Origin of the sequence: Pseudacidovorax sp. RU35E (genome assembly GCF_900156165.1) — a bacterium.
GTDB lineage: Bacteria > Pseudomonadota > Gammaproteobacteria > Burkholderiales > Burkholderiaceae_C > Xenophilus.
In genome coordinates, this window is sequence record NZ_FTMY01000009.1 from 292,473 (window position 1) to 313,636 (window position 21,164).

The window sequence follows — 21,164 nt, forward strand, 5'->3', positions numbered from 1 at the left end:
GCCCCGCCCCGTGCCCCTCGCCTTCTTCGACACCAACGTGCTGGTGTACTGCGTCGATCCGCGCTCGCCCGCCAAGCAGGCCGTGGCGCGCGACCTTGTCGCCCGCCACGCGGCCGCGGCCGAAGGCGTGCTGAGCACGCAGGTGCTGATCGAGCTCTACAGCGTGCTCACCCGCAAGCACCGCATCGCGGCCGACACGGTACGCGCCCTGCTCGACAGCTACAGCGCCTGGCAGGTGGTCGACACCGACCTGCGCCTGGTGCAGTCGGCGCTCGATACCGCCCAGGCCCAGGGCCTCACGATCTTCGACGCCATGGTGATCGAGGCCGCGCAACGCAGCGGCGCCGTCACGCTCTACACCGAAGATCTGCAGCATGGCCGACGATTCGGCGACCTGACGCTGGTCGACCCCTTCCGCGCCGCCGCCTGAACGGGCGGCGCGCGTCCTTCCTTCCGCTTCCACCTTCCACAGTCCTGCTCCGCGCATGTCCGCCGTCTTCAACTTCACCTTCGTGCCCTGGTTCCGGTCGGTGGCGCCCTACATCCACACGCACCGGGGCAAGACCTTCGTGGTCGGCATCGCGGGCGAGGCCATCGCCGCCGGCAAGCTGCCGTCCATCGCGCAGGACCTGGCGCTGATCCAGTCCATGGGTGTGAAGGTCGTGCTGGTCCATGGCTTCCGTCCGCAGGTCAACGAGCAGCTGCGCGCCAAGGGCCACGAGGCCCGCTATTCGCACGGCATGCGCATCACCGACGAGGTCGCGCTCGACTGCGCGCAGGAGGCCGCCGGCCAGCTGCGCTACGAGATCGAGGCCGCCTTCAGCCAGGGCCTGCCCAACACGCCGATGGCGGGTTCGACGGTGCGCATCCTCTCGGGCAACTTCATCACGGCGCGGCCGGTAGGCGTCGTCGACGGCGTCGACTTCCAGCATTCGGGCCTGGTGCGCAAGGTGGACGCCTCCGGCATCCGCCGCGCGCTCGACGGCGGCAGCATGGTGCTGCTCTCGCCCTTCGGCTTCTCGCCCACGGGCGAGGCCTTCAACCTGGCGATGGAAGAAGTCGCGACCAGCGTGGCCGTGTCGATCCAGGCCGACAAGCTGATCTTCCTGACCGAGGTGCCCGGCGTCGCCATGGACCCGAGCCAGCCCGTGAGCGAGGACAACCCCATCGACACCGAGCTGCCCCTGGACGTGGCCCGCAAGTGGCTCGCCCAGCTCTCGCCACCGCAGCAGCCGACCGACACCGCCTTCTACCTTCAGCATTGCGTCAAGGCCTGTGAGGGCGGCGTGGAGCGCAACCACATCCTGCCCTTCTCGGTGGACGGCGCGCTGCTGCTGGAGATCTACGTGCACGACGGCATCGGCACGATGGTGATCGACGAAAAGCTCGAATCGGTGCGTGAGGCCGGCGTGGACGACATCGGCGGCATCCTGCAGCTGATCGAGCCCTTCGAGCGCGACGGCACGCTGGTCAAGCGCAGCCGCACCGAGATCGAGCGGGACATCCACCAGTACACGGTGGTGGAGCACGACGGCGTGATCTTCGGCTGCGCGGCGCTCTATGCCTATCCCGAGGCCCGCACCGCCGAGATGGCGGCCCTCACCGTCTCGCCCCAGTCTCAGGGCCAGGGCGATGGCGAGAAGCTGCTCAAGCGCATCGAGCACCGCGCGCGTGCCATCGGCCTGGACAGCATCTTCGTGCTGACCACGCGCACCATGCACTGGTTCATCAAGCGCGGCTTCCAGCCCGTGAGCCCCGACTGGCTGCCCGAGGCGCGCAAGAAGAAATACAACTGGGACCGCAAGAGCCAGGTGCTGGTCAAGAAGCTGGGCTGAAGCGGCCCGGCCAAGAAGAAAGGCGCGTCCATCGGGCGCGCCTTTTTCATTGAGACGGTCAGGCCGCGTCGTCGGCTACGACATCCGGGGCTGCCCGTTGGACGCCGTCAGGCCGCCGTCCACCGGCACCAGCGCGCCGTTGACGAAGCTGGCGTCGTCGCTGGCCAGGAAAGCGACCACCGAGGCCACCTCCGCAGGGTCGGCGCCGCGGCCGAGCGGAATGCGGTCCTTGAAGCGTTCCATGGTGTCGGGGTCGTCCTGCATGTCCTCGGTCATGGGCGTGAAGGTCAGGCTGGGGCAGACCGCATTCACGCGCACGCCCCGGCCGCCGTGGTCCAGCGCCATGGCGCGGGTCAGGTTCACGACCGCCCCCTTGGACGCGTTGTAGGCCACCAGGCCCCAGTCGCCGCCGAGGCCCGAGACCGAAGCCGTGTTGACGATGCAGCCTCGGCTGCGCTCCAGGTGCAGCATCGCGGCCTTGGCACCGTTGAACACGCCGCCTGCGTTCACCGCCAGGGTGCGATGGAAGTCCTCGGCCGAGGCGTCCGTGGCCGTACCCTCCGGCGCGATGCCGGCGTTGTTGACCAGCACGTGCAACTCACCGAAGCGCTCGATGGTGGCCTCGATCAAGGCACTGACCTGCCCGAGGTCCGAGACGTCCACCTCATGCACCAGCGTGCGTTCCGAAGGAAGATCGGCCGCGACTTCGTCGAGCTTGTCGGCATGGTCCCCGGCCAGCACGACATGTGCGCCCTCGGCAGAGAAGCGGCGGGCGATGGCCTCGCCGATGCCCGATCCGGCGCCGGTGACGATCACGACACGGCCATGGAAGCGGTCACGCCCCTGGGCGGAAGAGAGTTTGAGTGGAGCTATCATGGGCTGGATGAACGCATGCACGCAGCCGGCACGACGTCGGAAAAGCGCGCATCGGTGCCGTCCAACGCGACGCACGCGCCGCGAATTCATCTCATCGTGGCGGCCCACCACGCGGGCTCACCTGCTCAGCCCGCCATGCCCAGCCCGCGCAACAGCAGCAAGGTCGCCGTCCCCACCACCACCGGTCCGGTGACGCCACGCCGCCAGCAGAACCAGGCCACCGACACCGCCACGGCGAGCCATCGCGGGTCGTGCCAGCCCGGTGCGAACGCCGAGCCGCCCGAGCCGCGCAGCACCTCCGGCACCACCACGGCCATCAGGGCCGCCAGCGGCGCATGACGCAGGCCCGCAGCCAGCCAGGCAGGCAGGCGCGGCTCCCGCCGCGGCAGCAGGAACACGCCGCGCGTGAGCACGGTCACCCCCGCCAGCGCGAGGATGGCGATCCACAGGTGCAGGTCGGTCATGGCGTGGCGATGCGGGGGGCGCGCCGCTCCGCCCAGTGGCCGGCCGCCATGGCGGCGGCGATGGCCGCGATCACCTGCAGGCCGAAGGGCCAGCCCTGCCCCATCCAGCCGATGGCGCCGGCCACGGCCGCCACCAGCCAGCTGGGCCGGTCCGCGATCATGGGCATGGCCAGGCCCAGCAGGGCGAGCACGCCGATGAAGCGCAGGTCCCAGTCCGGCGGAATGGCGTCGGCCAGGAAGATGCCCGCCAGCGAGGCCACCTGCCACGCTGCCCAGTTGAACAGCGCCAGTCCCAGGAAGTAGGCCAGCTGGTCGGGCGCGCGCCGCGGGTAGCGCTGCATGAAGCGCACGTACACCGGGTCGCCCGCCAGGTAGGCCAGCCCCAGCCGCTGCGGCCGCGGCAGCAGGCCGAAGTAACGGCGCCAGTGCGCGCTGAAGACCACGAAGCGCACGTTGAGCATCAGCGCCGTCAGCACGATCAACCACAGCGGCGCGCCCGCCAGGATCATCGGCAGGCAGGCCAGCTGCGAGGCACTGGCGAAGACCAGCAGCGACATGGCCAGCACCGCGCCCATGGGCAGGCCGCTGCGCGCCATGGCCACGCCGGTCACCAGGCCCAGGGCCACCGTGCCCAGGGCCGGGCCGGCGATGGCCCGCACGCCCTCGGCAAAGCCCGGGTGCGTGAAGAGCGAACGCAGCGATCGCGTGCCGAACAGCGCCATGTCGTGAGGGTCTCCGTGCCTCTGCCGCTCAGGCGGCCGTGACGTGCACGCCCGGGCGGCGGCCGTCGTTCCAGCGGCCGCCCAGAGCGCGCTCGATCTGCGCCGCCAGTTGCAGCAGTAGCCCGTCGTTGGCCTGGCGGGCCTGCGCATGGATGCCGAAGGGCAGCCCGTTGGCCTGCTGGGCCATCGGCAGCGAGATGGCCGGGATGCCGCACAGGTTGGACAGCGGGGTGTACGAGAAGAACTTCCAGAGGTTGTCGAACCAGTCGAGCACGTCCGCGTTGTCGCTGGTCGTCAGGTACTCGGTGGTGCCGATGCGCGGCGTGGGCAGCGCCGTGATGGGCGTGAGGATGATGTCCCATTCCTCGAAGAAGGCACCGAAGGCGCGGGCCGTGCTGTTGAAGACGGCCTGCATCTGGTAGCGCTCGGCATACGACAAGTCCTTGCCGGCTTCCCAGATGCGGATGTTGATCGGCTCGATCAGCTCCGCAGGGGGGCGCTCCAGCCCGTTCTTCGCGAGCAGGCCGTTGATGACCTGGGCGAAGTTGCTGATGTAGCAGGTGGTCTGCGCGCGGAAGGCCTCGCGCAGGTCGGCCTTGGGCAGCGCCCATTCGACGTGGTGGCCCAGGCCTTCGAGGAAGCGCGCGGCCTTCTCCAGCTCGGCCACGATCTCGGGGGTGGCGCGGTAGTCGCCCCATTCGTGCGACAGCGCAATGCGTAGCCGGCCCGGGTCCTTCTGGATGAGCTGGGTGTAGGGCTCGGGCGTCGTCCAGTAAGGCATGAACTCGCCGGGTGCGCCGCCCCGGCAGGCATCGACGAAGGCCGCCGTGTCGCGCACCGTGCGGCTGTGGCAGCCCTGGATGGAGACATAGCCGGTGATGTCCGACGAATTCGGCGCGATGCTGAACACGCCGCGCGAGGGCTTGAGACCGATGTTTCCGTTGAAGCCGGCCGGGATGCGGATGGAGCCGCCGCCGTCCGTCGCATGCGACATGGGCACCACGCCCGCCGCCACCATGGCGGCCGTGCCGGCGGAGGAACCGCAGGTGGTGAAGTCGGTGTTCCAGGGGTTGCGCGTGACGTACACGGCCGGGTTCTCGGCCGAACTGCAGACGCCGAACTCGGGCGTGGTGGTGCGGCCCATGAGGTTGAGGCCGGCCTTGCGCATCTGCTTCGTCAGCCACGCGTCTTCGGTCGGACGGTTGCCGCGCATGAAGAGCGAGCCCTGCTCCTGCAGCCGGCCCTTGAGCGTAGGGCCCAGGTCTTTCATGAGGAAGGGCACACCGGCGAAGGGGCCCTGCGGGTTCAGTCCGTCCTTGAGCGGGTCGGTCACCACGTCCTCGAAGACCTCGACCACGGCGGAGAGCGTCGGGTTGGTCTTCGCGATGCCGGCCGCGGCCTGTTGCGCGAGTTCGGCGGCGGTCAGCTCGCCCTGGCGCACCTTCTCGGCCAGGGCCGTCGCGTCCTGCGCGGCCCATTCGTCCCAGCTCATTGCCAATGTCATGTCGTGTGTTCCTGTTGTCTGGATATCGGTCGAACCGAAAATTCTGCCTGCTGGGGCCAATGCGCGCTCAGGCGGCCAGGCCCAGCTCGGTGCGCGGGGCGGCTTCCAGTAGCTTGCGGGTGTAGGCATGGGCCGGCTGGCCGAACACCTCGGCGGTCAAACCTTCTTCCACGATGCGGCCCTGGTTCATCACGATCACGCGGTCGCACAGCTGCGCCGCCACCCGCAGGTCATGCGTGATGAACAGGATGCCGAGGCCGAAGTCGCGCTGCACTTCGCGCAGCAGGTCCAGGATCTGCGCCTGCACCGACACGTCGAGCGCCGACACCGCCTCGTCCGCCACCAGCACCTGCGGCTGGCAGGCCACCGCACGCGCGATGGCCAGGCGCTGGCGCTGCCCGCCCGAGAACTGGTGCGGGTAGCGCGACAGCGCGGCCCGCGGCAGCTGGATGCGGTCCATCAGCTCTTCGGCCAGCTTGCGCGCGGCCGGCACATCCATGCCGAAGTTGACGGCGCCCTCGATCATCGAGGAGCCCACGGTGCGCCGTGGGTTGAGCGAGCGGTTCGGGTCCTGGAAGACCACCTGCACCCGCGAGCGCAGCGGCCGCAGGCGCGATTCCGACAGCGACTGCACCTCGCGCTCGCCCCAGGTGATGGTGCCCTCGCTCGGGTCGATCAGCCGGATCATGCAGCGCGCGAAGGTGGACTTTCCCGAGCCCGACTCACCCACCACGCCCACCGTCTCGCCGCGGTGCACGGCCACGCTGGCGTCCTGCAGCGCGGTGTTGGGCTTGGCGCGGCCGAGCCAGTCGCGGCGCACATAGGTCTTGCCGACGGCGCGGCCGGCCAGCAGCGCGGGCCCGCCGGGCAGCGCGCGCGGCGGGGGCGGCACCATGCCGGGCACGGCCGCCAGCAGCATGCGGGTGTAGTCCTCGCGCGGCGTGCGCAGCACCTGCTCGCGCGCGCCCTGCTCCACCACCTTGCCGCGGTGCATCACCATCACCTCGTCGGCGATCTCGGCGACGACGCCCATGTCGTGCGTGATGAACAGCACCGCGCTGCCCTGCTCCTGCTGCAGCTCGGCGATGAGCTTGAGGATCTCGGCCTGCGTGGTCACGTCCAGCGCCGTGGTCGGCTCGTCGCAGATCAGGAGGCGCGGCTTGAGGATGATCGCCATCGCGATGACGATGCGCTGCCGCTGCCCGCCCGAGAGCTGGTGCGGATAGCTCGCAAAGATGCGCTGCGGATCGGGCAGGCGCACCCGCTCGAACACCTGCAGGATGCGCGCCTTGCGCTCGGCGGGGCTCAGCGACGTGTGGTTGCGAAGCAGCTCGTCCACCTGCTCGCCGCAGCTGAGCACCGGGTTGAGCGCCGTCATCGGCTCCTGAAACACCATGCCCATCACCTGGCCGCGCAGGGCGCGTAGGCGCTTCTCGGGCAGGTACTTGCCCTTGCTCAGCAGCGCCTCGCCGGCCAGCACGATGTCGCCGGCGGTGATGGTCAGGCCCTTGGCCAGCAGCGCCATCACGGTGGTGGCCAGCACCGACTTGCCGGAGCCGGACTCGCCCACGATGCACAACGTGCGGCCGGCCTCGATGCGCACGTCCAGCCGCTCGACGGCGTGGGGACGGTCGGCGTCGGCGGGCAGCGCGACCTGCAGGCCGCTCACTTCCAGCACGGAGCTCGCGGGCACGGGCGGGGCTTCGCCAGCGGCGATGCGGGTGGGAAGGGGTTTCATGGTCACACCTCGCTCAGCTGCGCTTGGAGAACTTGGGATCGAGCACATCGCGCAGCCCGTCGCCGAGCAGGTTGATGGCCAGCACGGTGGGCACCAGGAAGAGCGCGGGCCACAGCACGTTGCCCGGCGCCTGCGAGAACAGCACCCGGCCTTCGGCCATGATGTTGCCCCAGGTGGGCACCTCGGCCGGCAGGCCCAGGCCCAGGAAGCTCAGGATGGCCTCGGTCAGCACGGCCGAGGCCGCGATGAAGGTGCCCTGCACGATCAGCGGCGCCAGGGCGTTGGGCAGGATGTCGCGCCACAGGATCGTGGCATTGGGCGTGGCCAGCGCGCGGGCGGCTTCCACGAAGGGCTCGTCGCGCAGGCCGATCACCAGGGCGCGCACCAGGCGCGTCACCCGCGGCACCTCCGGCACGGCGATGGCCAGGATCACCGTCGGCAGGCTGGCGCCCAGCATCGCCACCAGCGTGATCGCCAGCAGCACGGCCGGGATGGCCATCAGGCCGTCCATTACCCGCATCAGCACGGCGTCGGCGGCGCGGAAGTAGCCGGCCAGCATGCCCAGCGTGCAGCCCAGCGCGATGGCCAGGAAGGCGGTGAGCACGCCCACCAGCATCGAGATGCGTGTGCCGTAGAGCACGCGGCTCCACACGTCGCGGCCCACGCTGTCGCTGCCCATCCAGAAGGTGTGCTGCACCATCGCGCCGTCGGGCAGCGTGACCTGGCCGGCGGTGCCAGCCGGCACGGTGATGAAGTTCGCGTCCATGGCCGAGGGGTCGAAGGTGCCCAGCCAGGGCGCCATCAGACCCAGCAGCGCGAGCACCAGCAGCACCAGCGTGCCGCCGCGCACGGCGCCATGGCGCCAGAGTTTGTGGATGGTGCCCATGGCTTCAGTACCGGATGCGGGGATCGAGGAACAGGTAGCTCACGTCGACGAGCAGGTTCACGCCCACGTAGATCAGCGCGAAGAACAGCACCACGCCCTGCAGCACCGGGAAGTCGCGGTTGAGCACCGCGTCCACCGTCAGCTGGCCCAGGCCGGGAATGGCGTAGACCGTCTCGGTGACCACCACGCCGCCCAGCAGCAGGGCAGCGCTCACGCCGATCACCGTCACCACCGGCACGGCGGCGTTGCGCAGTGCATGGTGGCTGAGCACCGTGCGCTCGCCGATGCCCTTGGCGCGGGCGGTGCGGATGTAGTCCTCGGTCAGCGCCTCGCTCACCGCGGCGCGGGTCACGCGGGCCAGCAGCGCCACGTAGGTGACGGCCAGAGTCAAGCAGGGCAGCACCAGCTGCCGGGCCCAGGGGCCCGCGCCTTCGCCGATGCGGCGGTAGCCCTGCACCGGAAACCACTGCAGCTTCATCGCCAGCAGATAGATCAGCACGTAGCCGATGACGAACACCGGCACCGAGAAGCCGGCCACCGAGAAGGCCATCACAGCCTTGTCCAGCCAACCGCCCATGCGCCAGGCCGCCAGCGTGCCCAGCGGCAGCGCGATGGCCACGGCCAGCACCAGGGTGCCGATGGCCAGCGAGAGCGTGGGCTCGATGCGCTGGCCGATCAGGGCCACCACCGGCTTGTTCAGAAAGAACGAGAAGCCCAGGTCGCCCTGCAGCACATGGCCCGCCCAGGTGGCGAACTGCGTCCACAGCGGCTGGGTCAGGCCCAGCTGGGCGCGAATGCGGTCCAGGTCTTCGTTGGTGGCGCTGTTGCCGCCGATGATGGCCGCCGGGTCGCCGGGGGTGAGCCGCACGATCATGAAGACCGCGATGGCCACCACCAGGATCACCGGCAGCGTGGCGAGCAGGCGCTTGCCCAGAAAGCTCAGCATGGCCGCCCTGCCCTTACTGCTTGCGGATGTTCCAGTACACCTGGGCACCGGCCGGCACCAGGCCGCTCACGCCTTTGCGCACGGCAGCCGGCTGGTTGTACTGGCCCACGGGCACGTGCGTGACGCTCTGGAAGGCCTGCAGCTGCGCGGCCTCGGCCAGCTTCTTCTTCTCGGCGTCGGTGGTGGCGGCGATGAACTGCTTCTTGATGGCTTCGAGCTTCGGGTCGTCCTGCCAGCCGAACCAGCCCTTGTCGCCGGTCGCGTTCATCATGGCCATGGTCAGCGGGTTGAGGATGTCCGAGGCCGTCCAGGAGGTCATGAAGATGCTCCAGCCACCGGCCGAGGGCGCGTCCTTCTTGGCGCGGCGGGCCACCAGCGTCTGCCAGTCCATGTTCTGCATGTCGACCTTGAAGCCGGCCTGCTCCAGCTGCTGCTTGGCCACCAGCGGCAGCTTGCCGATGGTGCCGTTGTCGGACGGGCGCATCAGCACCACCGGCTCGCCCTTGTAGCCGGCCTCGGCCAGCAGGGCCTTGGCCTTCTGCGGGTTGGCGATGCCGGTGTACTCGCCCGTCTTGTCCGACTCGTACAGCGTGCCGCAGGGGAACATGCTCTTGCAGTAGCGCGTGAGCCCCGGCGTGCCCACCTGCGTGCGCAGGAAGGCCTCCTGCCCCAGGGCCAGCATGGCAGCGCGGCGGACCTTCTCGTTGTCGAAGGGCGCGTGCAGGAAGTTGAAGCGCAGGATGAACTGGTTGCCCGCGGGCTGGGCATCCACCAGCTCGATGTTGGGGTTGCTGCGCAAGGTGGCGTACTGCTCGAAGGCCGGCTGCTCCAGGATGTCGGCCTCGCCGTTGAGCAGGGCATTGAGCTGCGTCTGCGCGTCGCGGATGAAGAGCCATTCGACGCGATCCACGTACACGTTCTTGCCGCCGGCCGTGCCCGAGGGTGCCTCGGCGCGCGGCTTGTACTTGGTGTTCTTGAGGAAGACGGCCTTCTCGCCGGGGCGGAACTCGTCGGCCTTGAAGATGTAGGGGCCGGAGCCGATCGTCTCCTTCACCTGCACGTCGCCGGGCGTGTCGGCCACTCGCTTGGGCATGATGAAGGGCACGTTGGACGAGGGCTTGCCCAGCGCCTCGGTCACCAGGCCGAAGGGCTCCTTCAGCTGGATGACGAAGGTCTTGGCGTCGGGCGTGTCGTACTTGTCGATGGCCTTGGCCAGCTGCCCGCCGAAGGTGTCGCGGCTGGCCCAGCGCTTGAGCGATGCGACCACGTCCTCGCTGGTAACCGGCTTGCCGTCATGGAACTCCAGGCCGTCGCGCAGCTGGAAGGTCCAGGTCTTGTTGTCCTTGGACACGCTCCACTTGCCCACCATCTGCGGCTGGATCCTGCCCTGGGCGTCGGTGCCGAACAGGGTGTCGTAGATCATGTAGCCGAAGTTGCGCGAGATGTACGCCGTGGTCCAGATCGGGTCCAGCACCGTCATGTTGGTGGTCGGAATGATCTTGAGCGTGGTGCTCTGCGCGACGGCGGGCAGCGCGGTGCCGGCCGTCACCACCAGCATGGCGGCACAGGCCGCCCACTTCGACAGGGCACGGCGGCTCACGGGGCGGGCGGCGGAGGGGTTGGGGGTGTGCATGAAGGTTCCGAAGTAGGCGGTGGAAAGACAGGAAAGATCCGGCTTGCCGGTGGGGATGGATTGGGACAAAAATCGCGGCAATTGAATATGTACAGTTGATCAAGGCTGCACTAGAACAGTCCAACAACGCGATCACAGACAGGTGCATGGCATGCACCCATTCAGTGCCCCCGAACCGCCCCAAGCCCGCGCCACCTGCCCATGATTTCGCTCGACCCCCACTCCGACGTTCCGCTGGTGCGCCAGATCCGCGACGCGCTGGCCCTGCAGATCGACCGCGGCACGCTCGCCGTCGGTGCACGCCTGCCTTCGGTGCGCGAGCTGGCGCGCGAATCGGGCGTGAGCACCATGACCGCCACCAATGCCTACCAGCGCCTCGTGGCCGACGGCTACGTGGAGGCGCGGCCGGCAAGCGGCTATTACGTCGCGGCCCATGGCGATGCCGCCGGCCAGGCTGCACGGCGCAAGCCCTTCGTCGGCCGCACCGCGGTCGATTCGCTGTGGCTGATCCGCCGCGTGTACGAGGACGACGCCTCGCTGCTCAACGCCGGCTGCGGCTGGATCCCGCCCGAATGGCTGCAGTCGGATGCGGTGCGCCGCGCCCTGGCGGGCCTGGCCCGCAAGCAGGGCCCCGCCCTCGCCCGCTACGGCTCGCCCCACGGCTACCTGCCGCTACGCCAGCAGATCGAGGCGCAACTAAGCGCCCGCGCCATCCAGGCGCCGCCGCACCAGATCGTGCTGACCCACGGCGCCACCCAGGCCCTGGCCCTGGCGGGCCGTTGCCTGCTGCAGCCCGGCGATGCGGTGCTGGTGGACGACCCCGGCTCCACCAACCTCTTCGAGACGCTCCGCCAGCTGGGCGCCCGCCTGGTCGGCGTGCCCCGTCTGCAGGACGGCCCCGACCTCACGGCCCTGCAGGCCCTGGCCCAGCGCCACCGGCCCAAGGCCTTCTTCATCCAGACCCAGCTGCACAACCCCACCGGCTCGTCCTGCGCGCCGGCCAAGGCCTACCAGCTGCTGCGCCTGGCGGAGCAACTGGGCTTTGCCATCGTGGAGAACGACGTCATGGCCGGCCTGGAGCCGCCCGGCACCACCACGCTTGCCAGCCTGGACCAGCTGCGGCGGGTGATCTACGTGGGCGGCTTCTCCAAGCTGGTCTCACCCAGCCTGCGCGTGGGCTTCGTCACCGCGAACGAGGAAATGGTCGACAAGCTCATCCACGCCAAGATGGGCGACAGCCTGACCAGCTCGGAGATGAACGAACGGCTGGTGCATGCCGTGCTGGCCGAGGGCAAGCACCGCGCCCATGTGGCGCGTTTGGCGCAGCGGCTGGCCGAGGCGCAGGTGGCCGTGTGCGCAGGGCTCGCGAAGGCGGGGCTGGAGGTGTTCGGGCAGCCGGCCGGCGGGCCGTTTCTGTGGGCGCGGCTGCCGTCGGAGGGAGTGGATGCCGTGGCCGTGGCGCAGCGGGCCGTGGCGGCGGGCTTGCTGCTGGCGCCGGGGCATCTGTTTCGGCCGACAGCGGAGCGGACGGGGTGGATGCGGTTCAATGCGGCGTATGCAGATGATGCGCGCGTGTATGAATTCGTGGCCCGGGAGGCTGCGGAGGGGCGCAAGTCCTGACAGAAAACCGATCCGGCATGGCACGTCAACCGAGTTGGCGTGCCGCCGACGATCAACGGTCAACACTGAATGAACAGTGGCCGCGTCCATTGGCGAGCGCGTTTTGACCCCACTGCCGCTCTGCTCTCTTTCACCTCCATCGCGCATATGCCAACAGCTGCTCCATGCCTGACGATCAACACCGATCACAGGGACCTTCCTGCCTTCAACGCTATCCTCCCGAAGCCCCGGCAGCCGCCGGGACCGGCCCGCATCACTGGGAGGGACATTGGCAGACGCAGTGATTGAGCTTGTGGTCTGGGTCTTCTTTGTAGAGACCGGGCGATTCGTGATCGCAATCGTCAGCCTCGGCCGATGGAAAGGGACATTCCGGCGGAGCGACGAAGAGCGCATCCATGGCGCCGCCGGGGCACTCTCTTTCCGTCGGGATGGCATCCGGGTAATCACCACTCCGGACCTATGCTTGATGGGCTTCCTCTTTTATTGCTTCTTAGCAATCGCGATAGGCCTGCTTGTGGCGGTATGAGCTACGCGGGTCCGTTCATTCATTGAAGGCGTCCAAAGCCGGCCAAATCCAGTCCTCCAACCTAAGGGCAAAATTCAGGCATGAGCAACGACTTCAATGACGAGCACCCATGGGACACTTCGCTCGTGAAGACGCTGGTTGGGCGACTGATTCTGGTTGGACTTGCCTACTTTGATGCGGGTGCGGAGGAACCCTTCAAGCAGCAACAGCTGTTCGGCCGCGTCGTCCACGCGGATGAGCGCAAGGGGATACTTCTGTCATTAGAGGGTCAGAGGACCGGCCAGCAATTCAATCTCCCTCCCGATACGCGCTCTTTTCGAAAGGCAGAGCCCGGAGAGTACCGGCTTCGGACTACCGGGGAAGTAGTGGTGAATCCAGACTTCACGGTGACGTTCTCGATTCAGAAGCAAGCGAAGTCTTAGCGCGATGCCTGAGGACGGCCAACAGCCGACCTTCAATGTGCGACTCCATTGCCCATCTCTTAAATGGAAAACATCACCATCACCGCCGCCACGCCCGAGGAACTCCGCTCTGGTGAGCTGGGCCGCAAGTTGCGCAGCTACAACTACGGCTTCGTGGGTGAATATCCAGCGGAGCAATACATCCGGCTCAGCGCCAGGGACGGTGACGGCCGATTGCTCGGCGGGCTGCGAAGCTTTGTATTTCTCTACTGGCTCAACATCGAAGTGCTGTTTGTCGACGCTGATGTGCGCGGCTTGGGCCTTGGTAGCCGCCTGCTCGCCGAAGCCGAGCGACAGGCCATCGAGTTGGGTGCCAAGAACGCGACGCTGACCACCTTCGAGTGGCAGGCACCCGCGTTCTACCGGAAGCATGGTTACGAAGAGTTCGCGCGTATTGACGACTATGCGCCCGGTTTTTACTTGGCCCACATGAAGAAGGCCCTGGTGCGCTGAGCTTGCTTCAGCTCACATCCCATCGATGAAGGTCAGCTTTGGAGAAAGCTGTATGGCCGGAATGGGCCCGTAGCAGACGAACAGCCCTTTGTCGGTAGGATCGTCCGCATGAGCGAGCATGCAAGTTTCCAGGTGCGCTGTGCCGACCACGTCGGCTTCGCGGTCGCCTCCCTCGACGAGGCGCTTCGGTTTTGGCTTGATGGGCTTGGGGCGCGGCTTGTGCGCAGGGGCGAGATGGGGGGCGAGTTTCTCGGCCAAGTGACGGGCGCGCATGGGGCGGAGGTACGCTTCGCAATCGTGTCGTTGGCAGATCAGACGATTGAACTCCTGGAGTATCAGGGCGTAGATCGGCCGAGCGTTCCGGCCAAGCCGTTCGACCCAGGCTTCGCGCATCTCGCCCTCGTGGTCGATGACATCGACGCGCTCTTGGCGCGGATCGCCCCCTACGGCTGGAAGGCACAAGGCACGCCGCAGCCGATCGCGGGTGGCGCGCGGGCTGGAACGCGGGTGGTCTACGTCGTGGGCCCTGACGGCGCGACCCTCGAGTTAATGCAGCCGCCGAACGCTGTCCGGGAACACTGATCCTGCCGTCAAGTGGTAAGTCGGCTCCTGCCGTTTCCCGACCTACACAACAAGCCGAACGTCGAGAGAGACGCATACCGACAGGCGCGCGCTTGGGGCTGGTCATGAACGCCCCGTTCGCTGGGCAATGCGAGCCAATCCTTTTTCTCTCAGGTCTTCAGTCACCAACCCCAACAACGCATCCCCCAAACTCGACGGTGGCATCGCCCCATGTCGCACCGCCAGCACCGGCTGCGTCGGCGCCGCCGCAATCGGACGCCACCCTAGCTGAGCGTTCTGCCAGGCCCGCGCCGTCAGGTCGTCCACCAGCGCCACGCCCGCCCCACTGGCCACCAGCGCGCAGGCCGCCTGGCCCGAGCGCACTTCGATGCGTGACGCCGGCACCTGCCCGGCCTTCTCCGCCGCCTTGCGCATCAGTTGCCCTTGCGGCGTGTCCTCGCTGAAGGCGATCAGTGGCTCGCGCAGAAGGTCGGCCATGCGCACCGTACGCCGCTGGGCGAAGGCGTGCTCTGCGGGAAAGACACAGCCCATGGTCCAGTGCCCCAGCGTCTGCGCCGTCAATAACGGATGCGTCACGGGCAGCGTGCAGATGGCGATGTCGGCCTCGTGGTGCACCAGCTGGCCCACCATCTCGCGGGCCCGCAGCGTTTCCATGTAGAGCTGCGCCGAGGGAAAGCGCTGCGACAGCGCCTGCAGCGCCCGCGGTACCAGCTCCAGCCCGGCGCTGGGGCTGCACAGCACGCGCAGGCGCAGGCCCGTGCCGTCGCGCAAGGCCTGGGCACGGGTCTCGATGCCGCGCACGCCGCGGTAGACCGATTCGACCTCTTCATACAGCGCCTGCGCTTCGGGCGTGGGCCGCAGCCGGCCCCGGCCGCGCTCGAAGAGCTGGAGGCCCAGCTGCAGTTCGATGTGCGACAGCATGCGGCTGATGCCGGGCTGCGACACATGCAGCAGCCGCGCCGCATCGGTGATGGAGCCAGCCAGCATGACGGCGCGGAAGACTTCGATCTGGCGCAGGTTCATGGGCGACGGTGGGGCGAGGCGTGCATAACGGCATGTTATGCAGGTCGCGCGTCTTGGTATTTCACGGCAAGCCCGCAAGCCGCCATGATCCCGGCCGTCGCGAAAAAACGGAGACACGCAGTCCATGACAGTTCGACTCACGCGCCGGGCCACGCTCGGCTGGCTCGCCGCCGCCAGCGCGGGCGCCCTCCCCTTCAGCAGCCATGCCCAGGCCGAATGGCCCTCCAGGACCGTGCGGATCATCGTGCCCTTCGCGCCCGGCGGCGGCGCCGACAGCTCGGCCCGCGTGCTGGGCGACCTGATGGCGCCGCTGCTCGGCCAAGCCGTGATCGTGGAGAACAAACCCGGCGCGGGCAGCGCCATCGGTGTGATGGCGGCCGCCCAGGCCCGCGACGGCCACACGCTGCTGATGGCCAGCAACAGCATGGTCATCAACCCTGCGCTCAACCCGCAGATCGGCTACGACCCCATCGCCGATTTCGATGCGGTGGGCATGGTGTCCGACCAGCCGCTGGTGCTGGTGGTGCCCGCCAGTTCGCCCATCCGCTCGATGCAGGAGCTGGTGGCGCAGGCCAAGGCCAAGCCGGGGCAGTTGAGCGCCGGCAACAGCGGCACGGGCACGCTGGCGCACATTGCCTCGGAGATCTTCGCGGGCCAGGTGGGCGCGGAGATCGTGCCGGTGGCCTACAAGGGCGAAAGTGCGCTCATGCCCGACCTGATCAGCGGCCTGCTGGGCTTCGGCTTTCTCAACCTGCCGAGCGTGGCGCCGCACATCAAGGCGGGCAAGCTGCGTGCGCTGGCCGTGTCGTCGTCCCAGCCGGTGGCGGACCTGCCCGGCGTGCCGACGGTCAAGTCGCTCGGCTATCCGGCGCTGGAGGTGCGCGGCTGGGCCGCCCTGCTGGCGCCGCACGGCAGCATTGCGCCGGCCGGGCTCGCACGGCTCGAAGCGGCGCTCGCCAAGGCGCTGGCGTCGGAGACGGTCAAGTCCAAGTTCGCCATGCTCAATGTGGAACCGGTGGTGATGGACCGCCAGGCCACCGCCCGCTTCCTGCAAGCCGAGACGCGCCGCTATGCCGACATCGTGAAGTCGCGCGGCATCAAGGCAGGCTGATTCGATGGCCGTGACGACGACGACGAAGGCCGCCGACGCGCTGCCCGCCATCGAGGCCGACGTGCTGGTCTGCGGCGGCGGCGTGGCCGGCACGGTGGCGGCCGTGGCCGCCGCGCGCCAGGGTGCCCGCACCGTGCTGATGGAGCGCTACGGCTTCCTGGGCGGCAATGCCACGGCCGGCGCCGTCGCCCAGTTCAACAGCTGGCAGACGGCCGCCGGGCGGCGCGTGGTCGCCGGCCTGGCACAAGAGGTGGTAGACCGCCTGCGCGACTACGGCGGCGCGGGCGAGCACCACAGCTTCGTCATGTCCACCGGCCACAAGATGGACCGCGTCGAGTACGCACCCGAGCTGCTCAAGCTGGTGCTGGACGACCTGGTGCGCGAGGCCGGCGTGCAGCCGCTGCTGCATGCCACGCTGCTCGACGTGCAGCGGGATGGCCGGCGCATCGCCTCGGTGCGCGTGCTGACCAAGGGCGGCGCCCGCACCGTGCGGCCCCAGGTGCTCATCGACACCTCGGGCGACATGGACGCCATGAAGCAGGCCGGCGCCACCTTCCTCGAACTGGGCGAAGGCGAGGCGCTGCAGCCCGCGACGATGATGTTCCGCTTCGGCCCCATCGACTTCGCGCGGCTCGACGCCCTGACGAGCGAAGAGAAGGAGGCCATCGCCCGCCGCGGCTTCGAGCAGGGCGAGCTGGCCCGCGCGGCCCTGCACCTGGCGCGCGACCCGTTCTCCAACGACGGCTGGTTCAACATCAGCCGCCTGGGCATCGACGCCACCGACCCCATGGCCCTGGGCCGGGCCGAGATCGAAGGCCGCCGCCAGGCCTGGCGCGCCGCGGCCTTCCTTCAGCGCGCGCTGCCGGGTTGCGAGCGAGGCCGGCTGCTGAACTTCGGCACGCAGGTCGGCATCCGCGAGACGCGTCGCGTGGCCGGCGACCATGTGCTCACCGCCGAGGAGCTGCTGCGGCCCGAACCCTTCGCCGATGCGATTGCGGCGGGCGCGTATCCCATCGACATCCATCCCGCCGCGGGTGGCGGCCTGACCTACCGCTCGCTGGGCGAAGAGCATGCCTACCGCATCCCCCTGCGCAGCCTGATCCCGCGCGGACTGGACAACGCCCTGGTGGCCGGCCGCGGCATCTCGGCCACGCACGAGGCGCTGGCGGCGGTTCGGGTGATGACGATCTGCATGGCGATGGGCCAGGCGGCCGGCACGGCGGCGGCGATGGCCGTGCGCTCGGACGGCCGCGCCGATCTGCGGACGGTCGACGTGCAGGCGCTGCGGCGCCAGCTGCTGGTCGACGGCGCCTGCCTGGCCTGATGCGCTGGCGCGGCCGGGTGCGCCGGTCATCGGCCTGCGCCGATAATCCGCGCCCATGAATCCCCTGCTCGACAGGCTGCAGCCCTATCCCTTCGAACGGCTGCGGCAGCTCTTTGCTGGCGTCACGCCCAGCCCCGCCTACTCGCCCATCAGCCTGGGCATCGGCGAACCCAAGCATCCCACCCCGCCCTTCATCAAGCAGGCCCTGATCGAGGGCCTCGATTCGCTCTCCGGCTACCCGGCCACGGCCGGCGACCTGAAGCTGCGCACCGCCTTCACCGACTGGCTGCAAAAGCGCTACGGCCTGGCGCTCGATCCGGCCACGCAGGTGCTGCCGGTCAACGGCTCGCGCGAGGCGCTGTTCGCACTGGCGCAGACCGTCGTCGACGGCAGCCGCACGCCGCGGCCCATCGTCGTCTCGCCCAATCCCTTCTATCAGATCTACGAGGGCGCGGCCCTGCTGGCCGGCGCCGACGTCTGGTATGCGCCCAGCGACCCGGCCCGCAACTTCGCCGTGGACTGGGACAGCGTGCCCACCGAGGTCTGGCAGCGCACCCAGCTGGTGTATGTCTGCTCGCCGGGCAACCCGACCGGCGCCGTCATGCCGCTCGACGAATGGCGCAAGCTCTTCGCGCTGTCCGACGAACACGGCTTCGTCATCGCCTCGGACGAGTGCTACAGCGAGATCTACTTCCGCGACGAGCCGCCCCTGGGCGGGCTGGAGGCCGCGGCCAAGCTCGGGCGCGACTTCCGCCGGCTGATCGCGCTCACGTCGCTCTCCAAGCGCAGCAACGTGCCGGGCCTTCGCAGCGGCTTCGTGGCGGGCGACGCCGAGATCGTCAAGCGCTTCCTGCTCTACCGCACCTACCACGGCAGCGCCATGAGCGGCAGCGTGGCCGCCGCCAGCATTGCGGCCTGGGGCGACGAGACCCATGTGGTGGACAACCGCGAGCAGTACCGTCGCAAGTTCGCGACCGTCACGCCGATCCTGGAGCCGGTGCTGGACGTGCGCCTTCCCGATGCCAGCTTCTACCTGTGGGCCGGCGTGCCCGCAGCCTGGAACGGCGACGACGCGGCCTTCGCCCGCGCCCTGTACGCTCAATACAATGTGACGGTGCTGCCCGGCAGCTACCTGGCGCGCGAGGCGCAAGGCAGCAATCCCGGCCGAGGCCGCGTGCGGATGGCCCTGGTGGCCGACACCGCCGAATGCACCGAAGCCGCGCGCCGCATCGCCGAATTCGCCACCCAGGCACCGTCGGCCTGAGCCGCGCCCCCTTCTTCTCGCCTCTCCCTTCGAGTCCGAATCCAATGACCCAGCAACTGCAACAGATCATCGACGCCGCGTGGGAAGACCGCGCCGCCCTCTCCCCCAGCCAGGCGCCCAAGGAAGTGGCCGACGCGGTCGAGCATGTGATCGTCCAGCTCAACAACGGCAGCCTGCGCGTGGCCACCCGCGAGGGCGTCGGCCAATGGACGGTGCACCAGTGGGTCAAGAAGGCCGTGCTGCTGTCCTTCCGCCTGAAGGACAACGAGCAGATCCAGGCCGGCAGCCTGGGTTTCTACGACAAGGTGCAGACCAAGTTCGCGCACCTGTCCGCCGATGAACTCAAGCAGGCCGGCGTGCGCATCGTGCCGCCCGCCGTCGCCCGTCGCGGCAGCTACATCGCCAAGGGCGCGATCCTGATGCCCAGCTACGTCAACATCGGCGCCTACGTGGACGAAGGCACCATGGTCGACACCTGGGCCACCGTGGGCAGCTGCGCCCAGGTCGGCAAGAACGTGCACCTGTCCGGCGGCGTCGGCCTGGGTGGCGTGCTGGAGCCCCTGCAGGCCAACCCGACCATCATCGAGGACAACTGCTTCATCGGCGCCCGCTCCGAAGTGGTCGAAGGCGTGATCGTCGAGGAGAACTCGGTGCTGGGCATGGGCGTGTACATCGGCCAGAGCACGCCGATCTTCAACCGCGACACCGGCGAGATCAGCTACGGCCGCGTGCCCTCGGGCAGCGTGGTCATCAGCGGTAGCCTGCCCAAGAAGACCAAGTCGGGCCAGGACTACAGCACCTACGCCGCCATCATCGTCAAGACGGTGGATGCGCAGACCCGCTCCAAGACCAGCCTCAACGACCTGTTGCGCGACTGATCCATCTTGGCACCGGCCGCCTGCGGGCGGCCTTTTTCTTGCATTCCTTCTCACGCGAATTCAATCAGGAGCAGCCATGGGAACGATGGAGCGCATTCTTCGACTGATGGCCGAGCGCCAGGCCTCCGACGTCTACCTGTCGCCGAAGGCTGCGGCGCTGATCCGCATCAACGGCCAGTGCATGCCGATCAACGGGCAGATCCTGCCGGTGTCGGCGCCGCTGGAGCTGCTGCGCGAGATCATCGACGAGAAGCGCATGGCCGAGTTCGAGCGCACGGGCGAGCTCAACACCGCCGTGCCGCTGCGCGACGTGGGCAGCTTCCGCGTGAGCGCGATGCGCCAGCGCGGCAGTTGCGCCGTCGTGGTGCGCTTCATTCCCGTCACCGTGCCGTCCTTCGAGACCCTGGCGCTGCCGCCCGTGCTCAAGACGCTGATCATGGAGCGCCGCGGGCTGATCCTGATGGTGGGCGCCACCGGCTCGGGCAAGTCGACCACGCTGGCCTCGATGATCGACCTGCGCAACGAGAGCACGCCCGGCCACATCCTGACCATCGAGGAGCCGATCGAATTCGCCTTCCAGAACAAGAAATCGGTGATCAACCAGCGTGAGGTGGGCAACGACACCGCCACGCTGGAGACGGCCCTCAAGAACGCGCTGCGTCAGGCGCCCGACGTGATCCTGATCGGTGAGATCCGCGACCGCGAGACCATGACCGCCGCGCTGGCCTATGCGCAGTCCGGCCACCTGGTGCTGGCGACGCTGCATGCCAACAACGCCTACCGCGCGCTGAACCGCATCCAGAGCTTCTATCCACTGGAGACGCGCGGCACCCTGCTCAACGACATGGCCAGCGGCCTGCGCGCCGTGATCGCCCAGCGCCTGCTGCGCACACCCCAGGGCGCGCGCGTGCCGGCGGTGGAGGTGATGCTCAACACCGCGCTGGTGCGCGACCTGATCGAGCGCGGCGATTTCGACGGCATCAAGGACGCCATGGAGCATTCCATGGCCGAAGGCTCGCAGACCTTCGAGGAAGCGATCGCCAAGCTGGTGCTCGAAGGCAAGGTCAGCCGCGACGAGGCGCTGGTGCATGCCGATTCGCCTGCCAATCTGATGTGGCGGCTGCAGAACGAGAACCGGCCGCGGGACGGTGCGGGTGGCAAGGGGGGCGAGCCGTCGCTGATGCAGCAGGCGGAGGCGCCGACCTTCACGGACATCACGTTGGACGTGCATCCGGGCTGACGCCCCCCATGCCGCTTCGCGGCTCCCCCCTCTCTGGCGCCTTCGGCTTGGAGGGGGGCGCACCCGCAGGCCTGGCAA

At 68.7% G+C, this 21,164-nt stretch carries 20 protein-coding genes; 11 read left to right on the plus strand and 9 right to left on the minus strand.

The genetic code is table 11. The features are described from left to right. The first annotated feature begins 10 nt into the window (after window positions 1-10). Both BXA03_RS26910 and argA read left to right on the plus strand, forming a co-directional pair. Entirely contained in the window at window positions 11-430 is a 420-nt protein-coding gene (locus BXA03_RS26910; protein WP_076510343.1) for a PIN domain-containing protein, read from the plus strand. A 55-nt stretch (window positions 431-485) separates the two neighbouring features. Next, window positions 486-1,835, plus strand: coding sequence for an amino-acid N-acetyltransferase (gene argA, locus BXA03_RS18015; RefSeq protein WP_076510345.1), 1,350 nt, complete (start codon window positions 486-488; stop codon window positions 1,833-1,835). 75 nt (window positions 1,836-1,910) lie between these two features. Here the strand turns inward: argA and BXA03_RS18020 are convergent, their stop codons facing one another. From BXA03_RS18020 to BXA03_RS18055, 8 genes are all read right to left on the minus strand, one after another. After that, the gene (locus tag BXA03_RS18020) at window positions 1,911-2,711 is read right to left on the minus strand and encodes a meso-2,3-butanediol dehydrogenase (protein ID WP_076510458.1); all 801 of its coding nucleotides are present in this window, start codon (window positions 2,709-2,711) and stop codon (window positions 1,911-1,913) included. Between the two features lie 125 nt (window positions 2,712-2,836). Then, a complete protein-coding gene (locus BXA03_RS18025) occupies window positions 2,837-3,175 on the minus strand; it encodes an AzlD domain-containing protein (protein WP_076510347.1) in 339 nt (112 codons plus the stop codon). After that, window positions 3,172-3,897, minus strand: a complete 726-nt coding sequence (locus BXA03_RS18030) for an AzlC family ABC transporter permease (protein WP_076510349.1) — start codon at window positions 3,895-3,897, stop codon at window positions 3,172-3,174. Before BXA03_RS18030 ends, BXA03_RS18025 begins: the two co-directional genes overlap by 4 nt. Before the next feature lie 28 nt (window positions 3,898-3,925). Continuing rightward, the gene (locus BXA03_RS18035; RefSeq protein ID WP_076510351.1) at window positions 3,926-5,401 is read right to left on the minus strand and encodes an amidase; all 1,476 of its coding nucleotides are present in this window, start codon (window positions 5,399-5,401) and stop codon (window positions 3,926-3,928) included. A 67-nt stretch (window positions 5,402-5,468) separates the two neighbouring features. Next, window positions 5,469-7,139, minus strand: coding sequence for a dipeptide ABC transporter ATP-binding protein (locus tag BXA03_RS18040; protein WP_083716161.1), 1,671 nt, complete (start codon window positions 7,137-7,139; stop codon window positions 5,469-5,471). Window positions 7,140-7,152: 13 nt separating this feature from the next. Beyond that, on the minus strand, window positions 7,153-8,025 hold the full coding sequence (locus BXA03_RS18045) for an ABC transporter permease (RefSeq protein ID WP_076510353.1): 873 nt from the start codon (window positions 8,023-8,025) through the stop codon (window positions 7,153-7,155). 4 nt (window positions 8,026-8,029) lie between these two features. Further along, window positions 8,030-8,971: an ABC transporter permease gene (locus tag BXA03_RS18050; RefSeq protein ID WP_076510355.1), complete on the minus strand. Its 942-nt coding sequence runs from the start codon at window positions 8,969-8,971 to the stop codon at window positions 8,030-8,032. Between the two features lie 13 nt (window positions 8,972-8,984). Beyond that, entirely contained in the window at window positions 8,985-10,604 is a 1,620-nt protein-coding gene (locus BXA03_RS18055; RefSeq protein ID WP_083716168.1) for an ABC transporter substrate-binding protein, read from the minus strand. 201 nt (window positions 10,605-10,805) lie between these two features. Here BXA03_RS18055 and BXA03_RS18060 point away from each other — a divergent pair, with 201 nt between their 5' ends. The 4 genes from BXA03_RS18060 to BXA03_RS18080 all read left to right on the plus strand — a co-directional run bounded on the left by BXA03_RS18060 (window position 10,806) and on the right by BXA03_RS18080 (window position 14,246). Then, on the plus strand, window positions 10,806-12,224 hold the full coding sequence (locus tag BXA03_RS18060) for an aminotransferase-like domain-containing protein (protein ID WP_076510359.1): 1,419 nt from the start codon (window positions 10,806-10,808) through the stop codon (window positions 12,222-12,224). 606 nt (window positions 12,225-12,830) lie between these two features. Next, complete coding sequence (locus BXA03_RS18070; RefSeq protein WP_076510363.1) at window positions 12,831-13,172, plus strand: hypothetical protein; 342 nt, start codon at window positions 12,831-12,833, stop codon at window positions 13,170-13,172. A gap of 63 nt (window positions 13,173-13,235) precedes the next feature. Beyond that, window positions 13,236-13,664, plus strand: a complete 429-nt coding sequence (locus BXA03_RS18075; RefSeq protein ID WP_076510365.1) for a GNAT family N-acetyltransferase — start codon at window positions 13,236-13,238, stop codon at window positions 13,662-13,664. A gap of 108 nt (window positions 13,665-13,772) precedes the next feature. Further along, a complete protein-coding gene (locus tag BXA03_RS18080; RefSeq protein WP_076510367.1) occupies window positions 13,773-14,246 on the plus strand; it encodes a VOC family protein in 474 nt (157 codons plus the stop codon). A 102-nt stretch (window positions 14,247-14,348) separates the two neighbouring features. On the opposite strand, the gene BXA03_RS18085 is transcribed toward BXA03_RS18080, so the two are convergent. Then, window positions 14,349-15,269: a LysR family transcriptional regulator gene (locus BXA03_RS18085; RefSeq protein ID WP_076510369.1), complete on the minus strand. Its 921-nt coding sequence runs from the start codon at window positions 15,267-15,269 to the stop codon at window positions 14,349-14,351. Window positions 15,270-15,393: 124 nt separating this feature from the next. Here BXA03_RS18085 and BXA03_RS18090 point away from each other — a divergent pair, with 124 nt between their 5' ends. The 5 genes from BXA03_RS18090 (at window position 15,394) to BXA03_RS18110 (ending at window position 21,086) form a co-directional block, all read left to right on the plus strand. Further along, complete coding sequence (locus tag BXA03_RS18090; protein ID WP_076510371.1) at window positions 15,394-16,380, plus strand: Bug family tripartite tricarboxylate transporter substrate binding protein; 987 nt, start codon at window positions 15,394-15,396, stop codon at window positions 16,378-16,380. A gap of 4 nt (window positions 16,381-16,384) precedes the next feature. After that, the gene (locus tag BXA03_RS18095; RefSeq protein ID WP_076510373.1) at window positions 16,385-17,704 is read left to right on the plus strand and encodes an FAD-dependent oxidoreductase; all 1,320 of its coding nucleotides are present in this window, start codon (window positions 16,385-16,387) and stop codon (window positions 17,702-17,704) included. A 55-nt stretch (window positions 17,705-17,759) separates the two neighbouring features. After that, window positions 17,760-18,968: a succinyldiaminopimelate transaminase gene (dapC, locus tag BXA03_RS18100; protein ID WP_076510375.1), complete on the plus strand. Its 1,209-nt coding sequence runs from the start codon at window positions 17,760-17,762 to the stop codon at window positions 18,966-18,968. A 44-nt stretch (window positions 18,969-19,012) separates the two neighbouring features. After that, window positions 19,013-19,846, plus strand: coding sequence for a 2,3,4,5-tetrahydropyridine-2,6-dicarboxylate N-succinyltransferase (dapD, locus tag BXA03_RS18105; protein ID WP_076510377.1), 834 nt, complete (start codon window positions 19,013-19,015; stop codon window positions 19,844-19,846). A gap of 76 nt (window positions 19,847-19,922) precedes the next feature. Continuing rightward, complete coding sequence (locus tag BXA03_RS18110) at window positions 19,923-21,086, plus strand: PilT/PilU family type 4a pilus ATPase (protein ID WP_076510379.1); 1,164 nt, start codon at window positions 19,923-19,925, stop codon at window positions 21,084-21,086. The last annotated feature ends 78 nt before the right edge of the window (window positions 21,087-21,164 follow it).

Bases quoted from the DNA above. Each gene is read 5' to 3' on its own strand.
- argA (WP_076510345.1), top strand. From the start codon at position 486: ATGTCCGCCGTCTTCAACTTCACCTTCGTGCCCTGGTTCCGGTCGGTG.
- BXA03_RS18020 (WP_076510458.1), bottom strand. From the start codon at position 2,711: ATGATAGCTCCACTCAAACTCTCTTCCGCCCAGGGGCGTGACCGCTTC.
- BXA03_RS18025 (WP_076510347.1), bottom strand. From the start codon at position 3,175: ATGACCGACCTGCACCTGTGGATCGCCATCCTCGCGCTGGCGGGGGTG.
- BXA03_RS18030 (WP_076510349.1), bottom strand. From the start codon at position 3,897: ATGGCGCTGTTCGGCACGCGATCGCTGCGTTCGCTCTTCACGCACCCG.
- BXA03_RS18035 (WP_076510351.1), bottom strand. From the start codon at position 5,401: ATGACATTGGCAATGAGCTGGGACGAATGGGCCGCGCAGGACGCGACG.
- BXA03_RS18040 (WP_083716161.1), bottom strand. From the start codon at position 7,139: ATGAAACCCCTTCCCACCCGCATCGCCGCTGGCGAAGCCCCGCCCGTG.
- BXA03_RS18045 (WP_076510353.1), bottom strand. From the start codon at position 8,025: ATGGGCACCATCCACAAACTCTGGCGCCATGGCGCCGTGCGCGGCGGC.
- BXA03_RS18050 (WP_076510355.1), bottom strand. From the start codon at position 8,971: ATGCTGAGCTTTCTGGGCAAGCGCCTGCTCGCCACGCTGCCGGTGATC.
- BXA03_RS18055 (WP_083716168.1), bottom strand. From the start codon at position 10,604: ATGCACACCCCCAACCCCTCCGCCGCCCGCCCCGTGAGCCGCCGTGCC.
- BXA03_RS18060 (WP_076510359.1), top strand. From the start codon at position 10,806: ATGATTTCGCTCGACCCCCACTCCGACGTTCCGCTGGTGCGCCAGATC.
- BXA03_RS18070 (WP_076510363.1), top strand. From the start codon at position 12,831: ATGAGCAACGACTTCAATGACGAGCACCCATGGGACACTTCGCTCGTG.
- BXA03_RS18075 (WP_076510365.1), top strand. From the start codon at position 13,236: ATGGAAAACATCACCATCACCGCCGCCACGCCCGAGGAACTCCGCTCT.
- BXA03_RS18080 (WP_076510367.1), top strand. From the start codon at position 13,773: ATGAGCGAGCATGCAAGTTTCCAGGTGCGCTGTGCCGACCACGTCGGC.
- BXA03_RS18085 (WP_076510369.1), bottom strand. From the start codon at position 15,269: ATGAACCTGCGCCAGATCGAAGTCTTCCGCGCCGTCATGCTGGCTGGC.
- BXA03_RS18090 (WP_076510371.1), top strand. From the start codon at position 15,394: ATGACAGTTCGACTCACGCGCCGGGCCACGCTCGGCTGGCTCGCCGCC.
- BXA03_RS18095 (WP_076510373.1), top strand. From the start codon at position 16,385: ATGGCCGTGACGACGACGACGAAGGCCGCCGACGCGCTGCCCGCCATC.
- dapC (WP_076510375.1), top strand. From the start codon at position 17,760: ATGAATCCCCTGCTCGACAGGCTGCAGCCCTATCCCTTCGAACGGCTG.
- dapD (WP_076510377.1), top strand. From the start codon at position 19,013: ATGACCCAGCAACTGCAACAGATCATCGACGCCGCGTGGGAAGACCGC.
- BXA03_RS18110 (WP_076510379.1), top strand. From the start codon at position 19,923: ATGGGAACGATGGAGCGCATTCTTCGACTGATGGCCGAGCGCCAGGCC.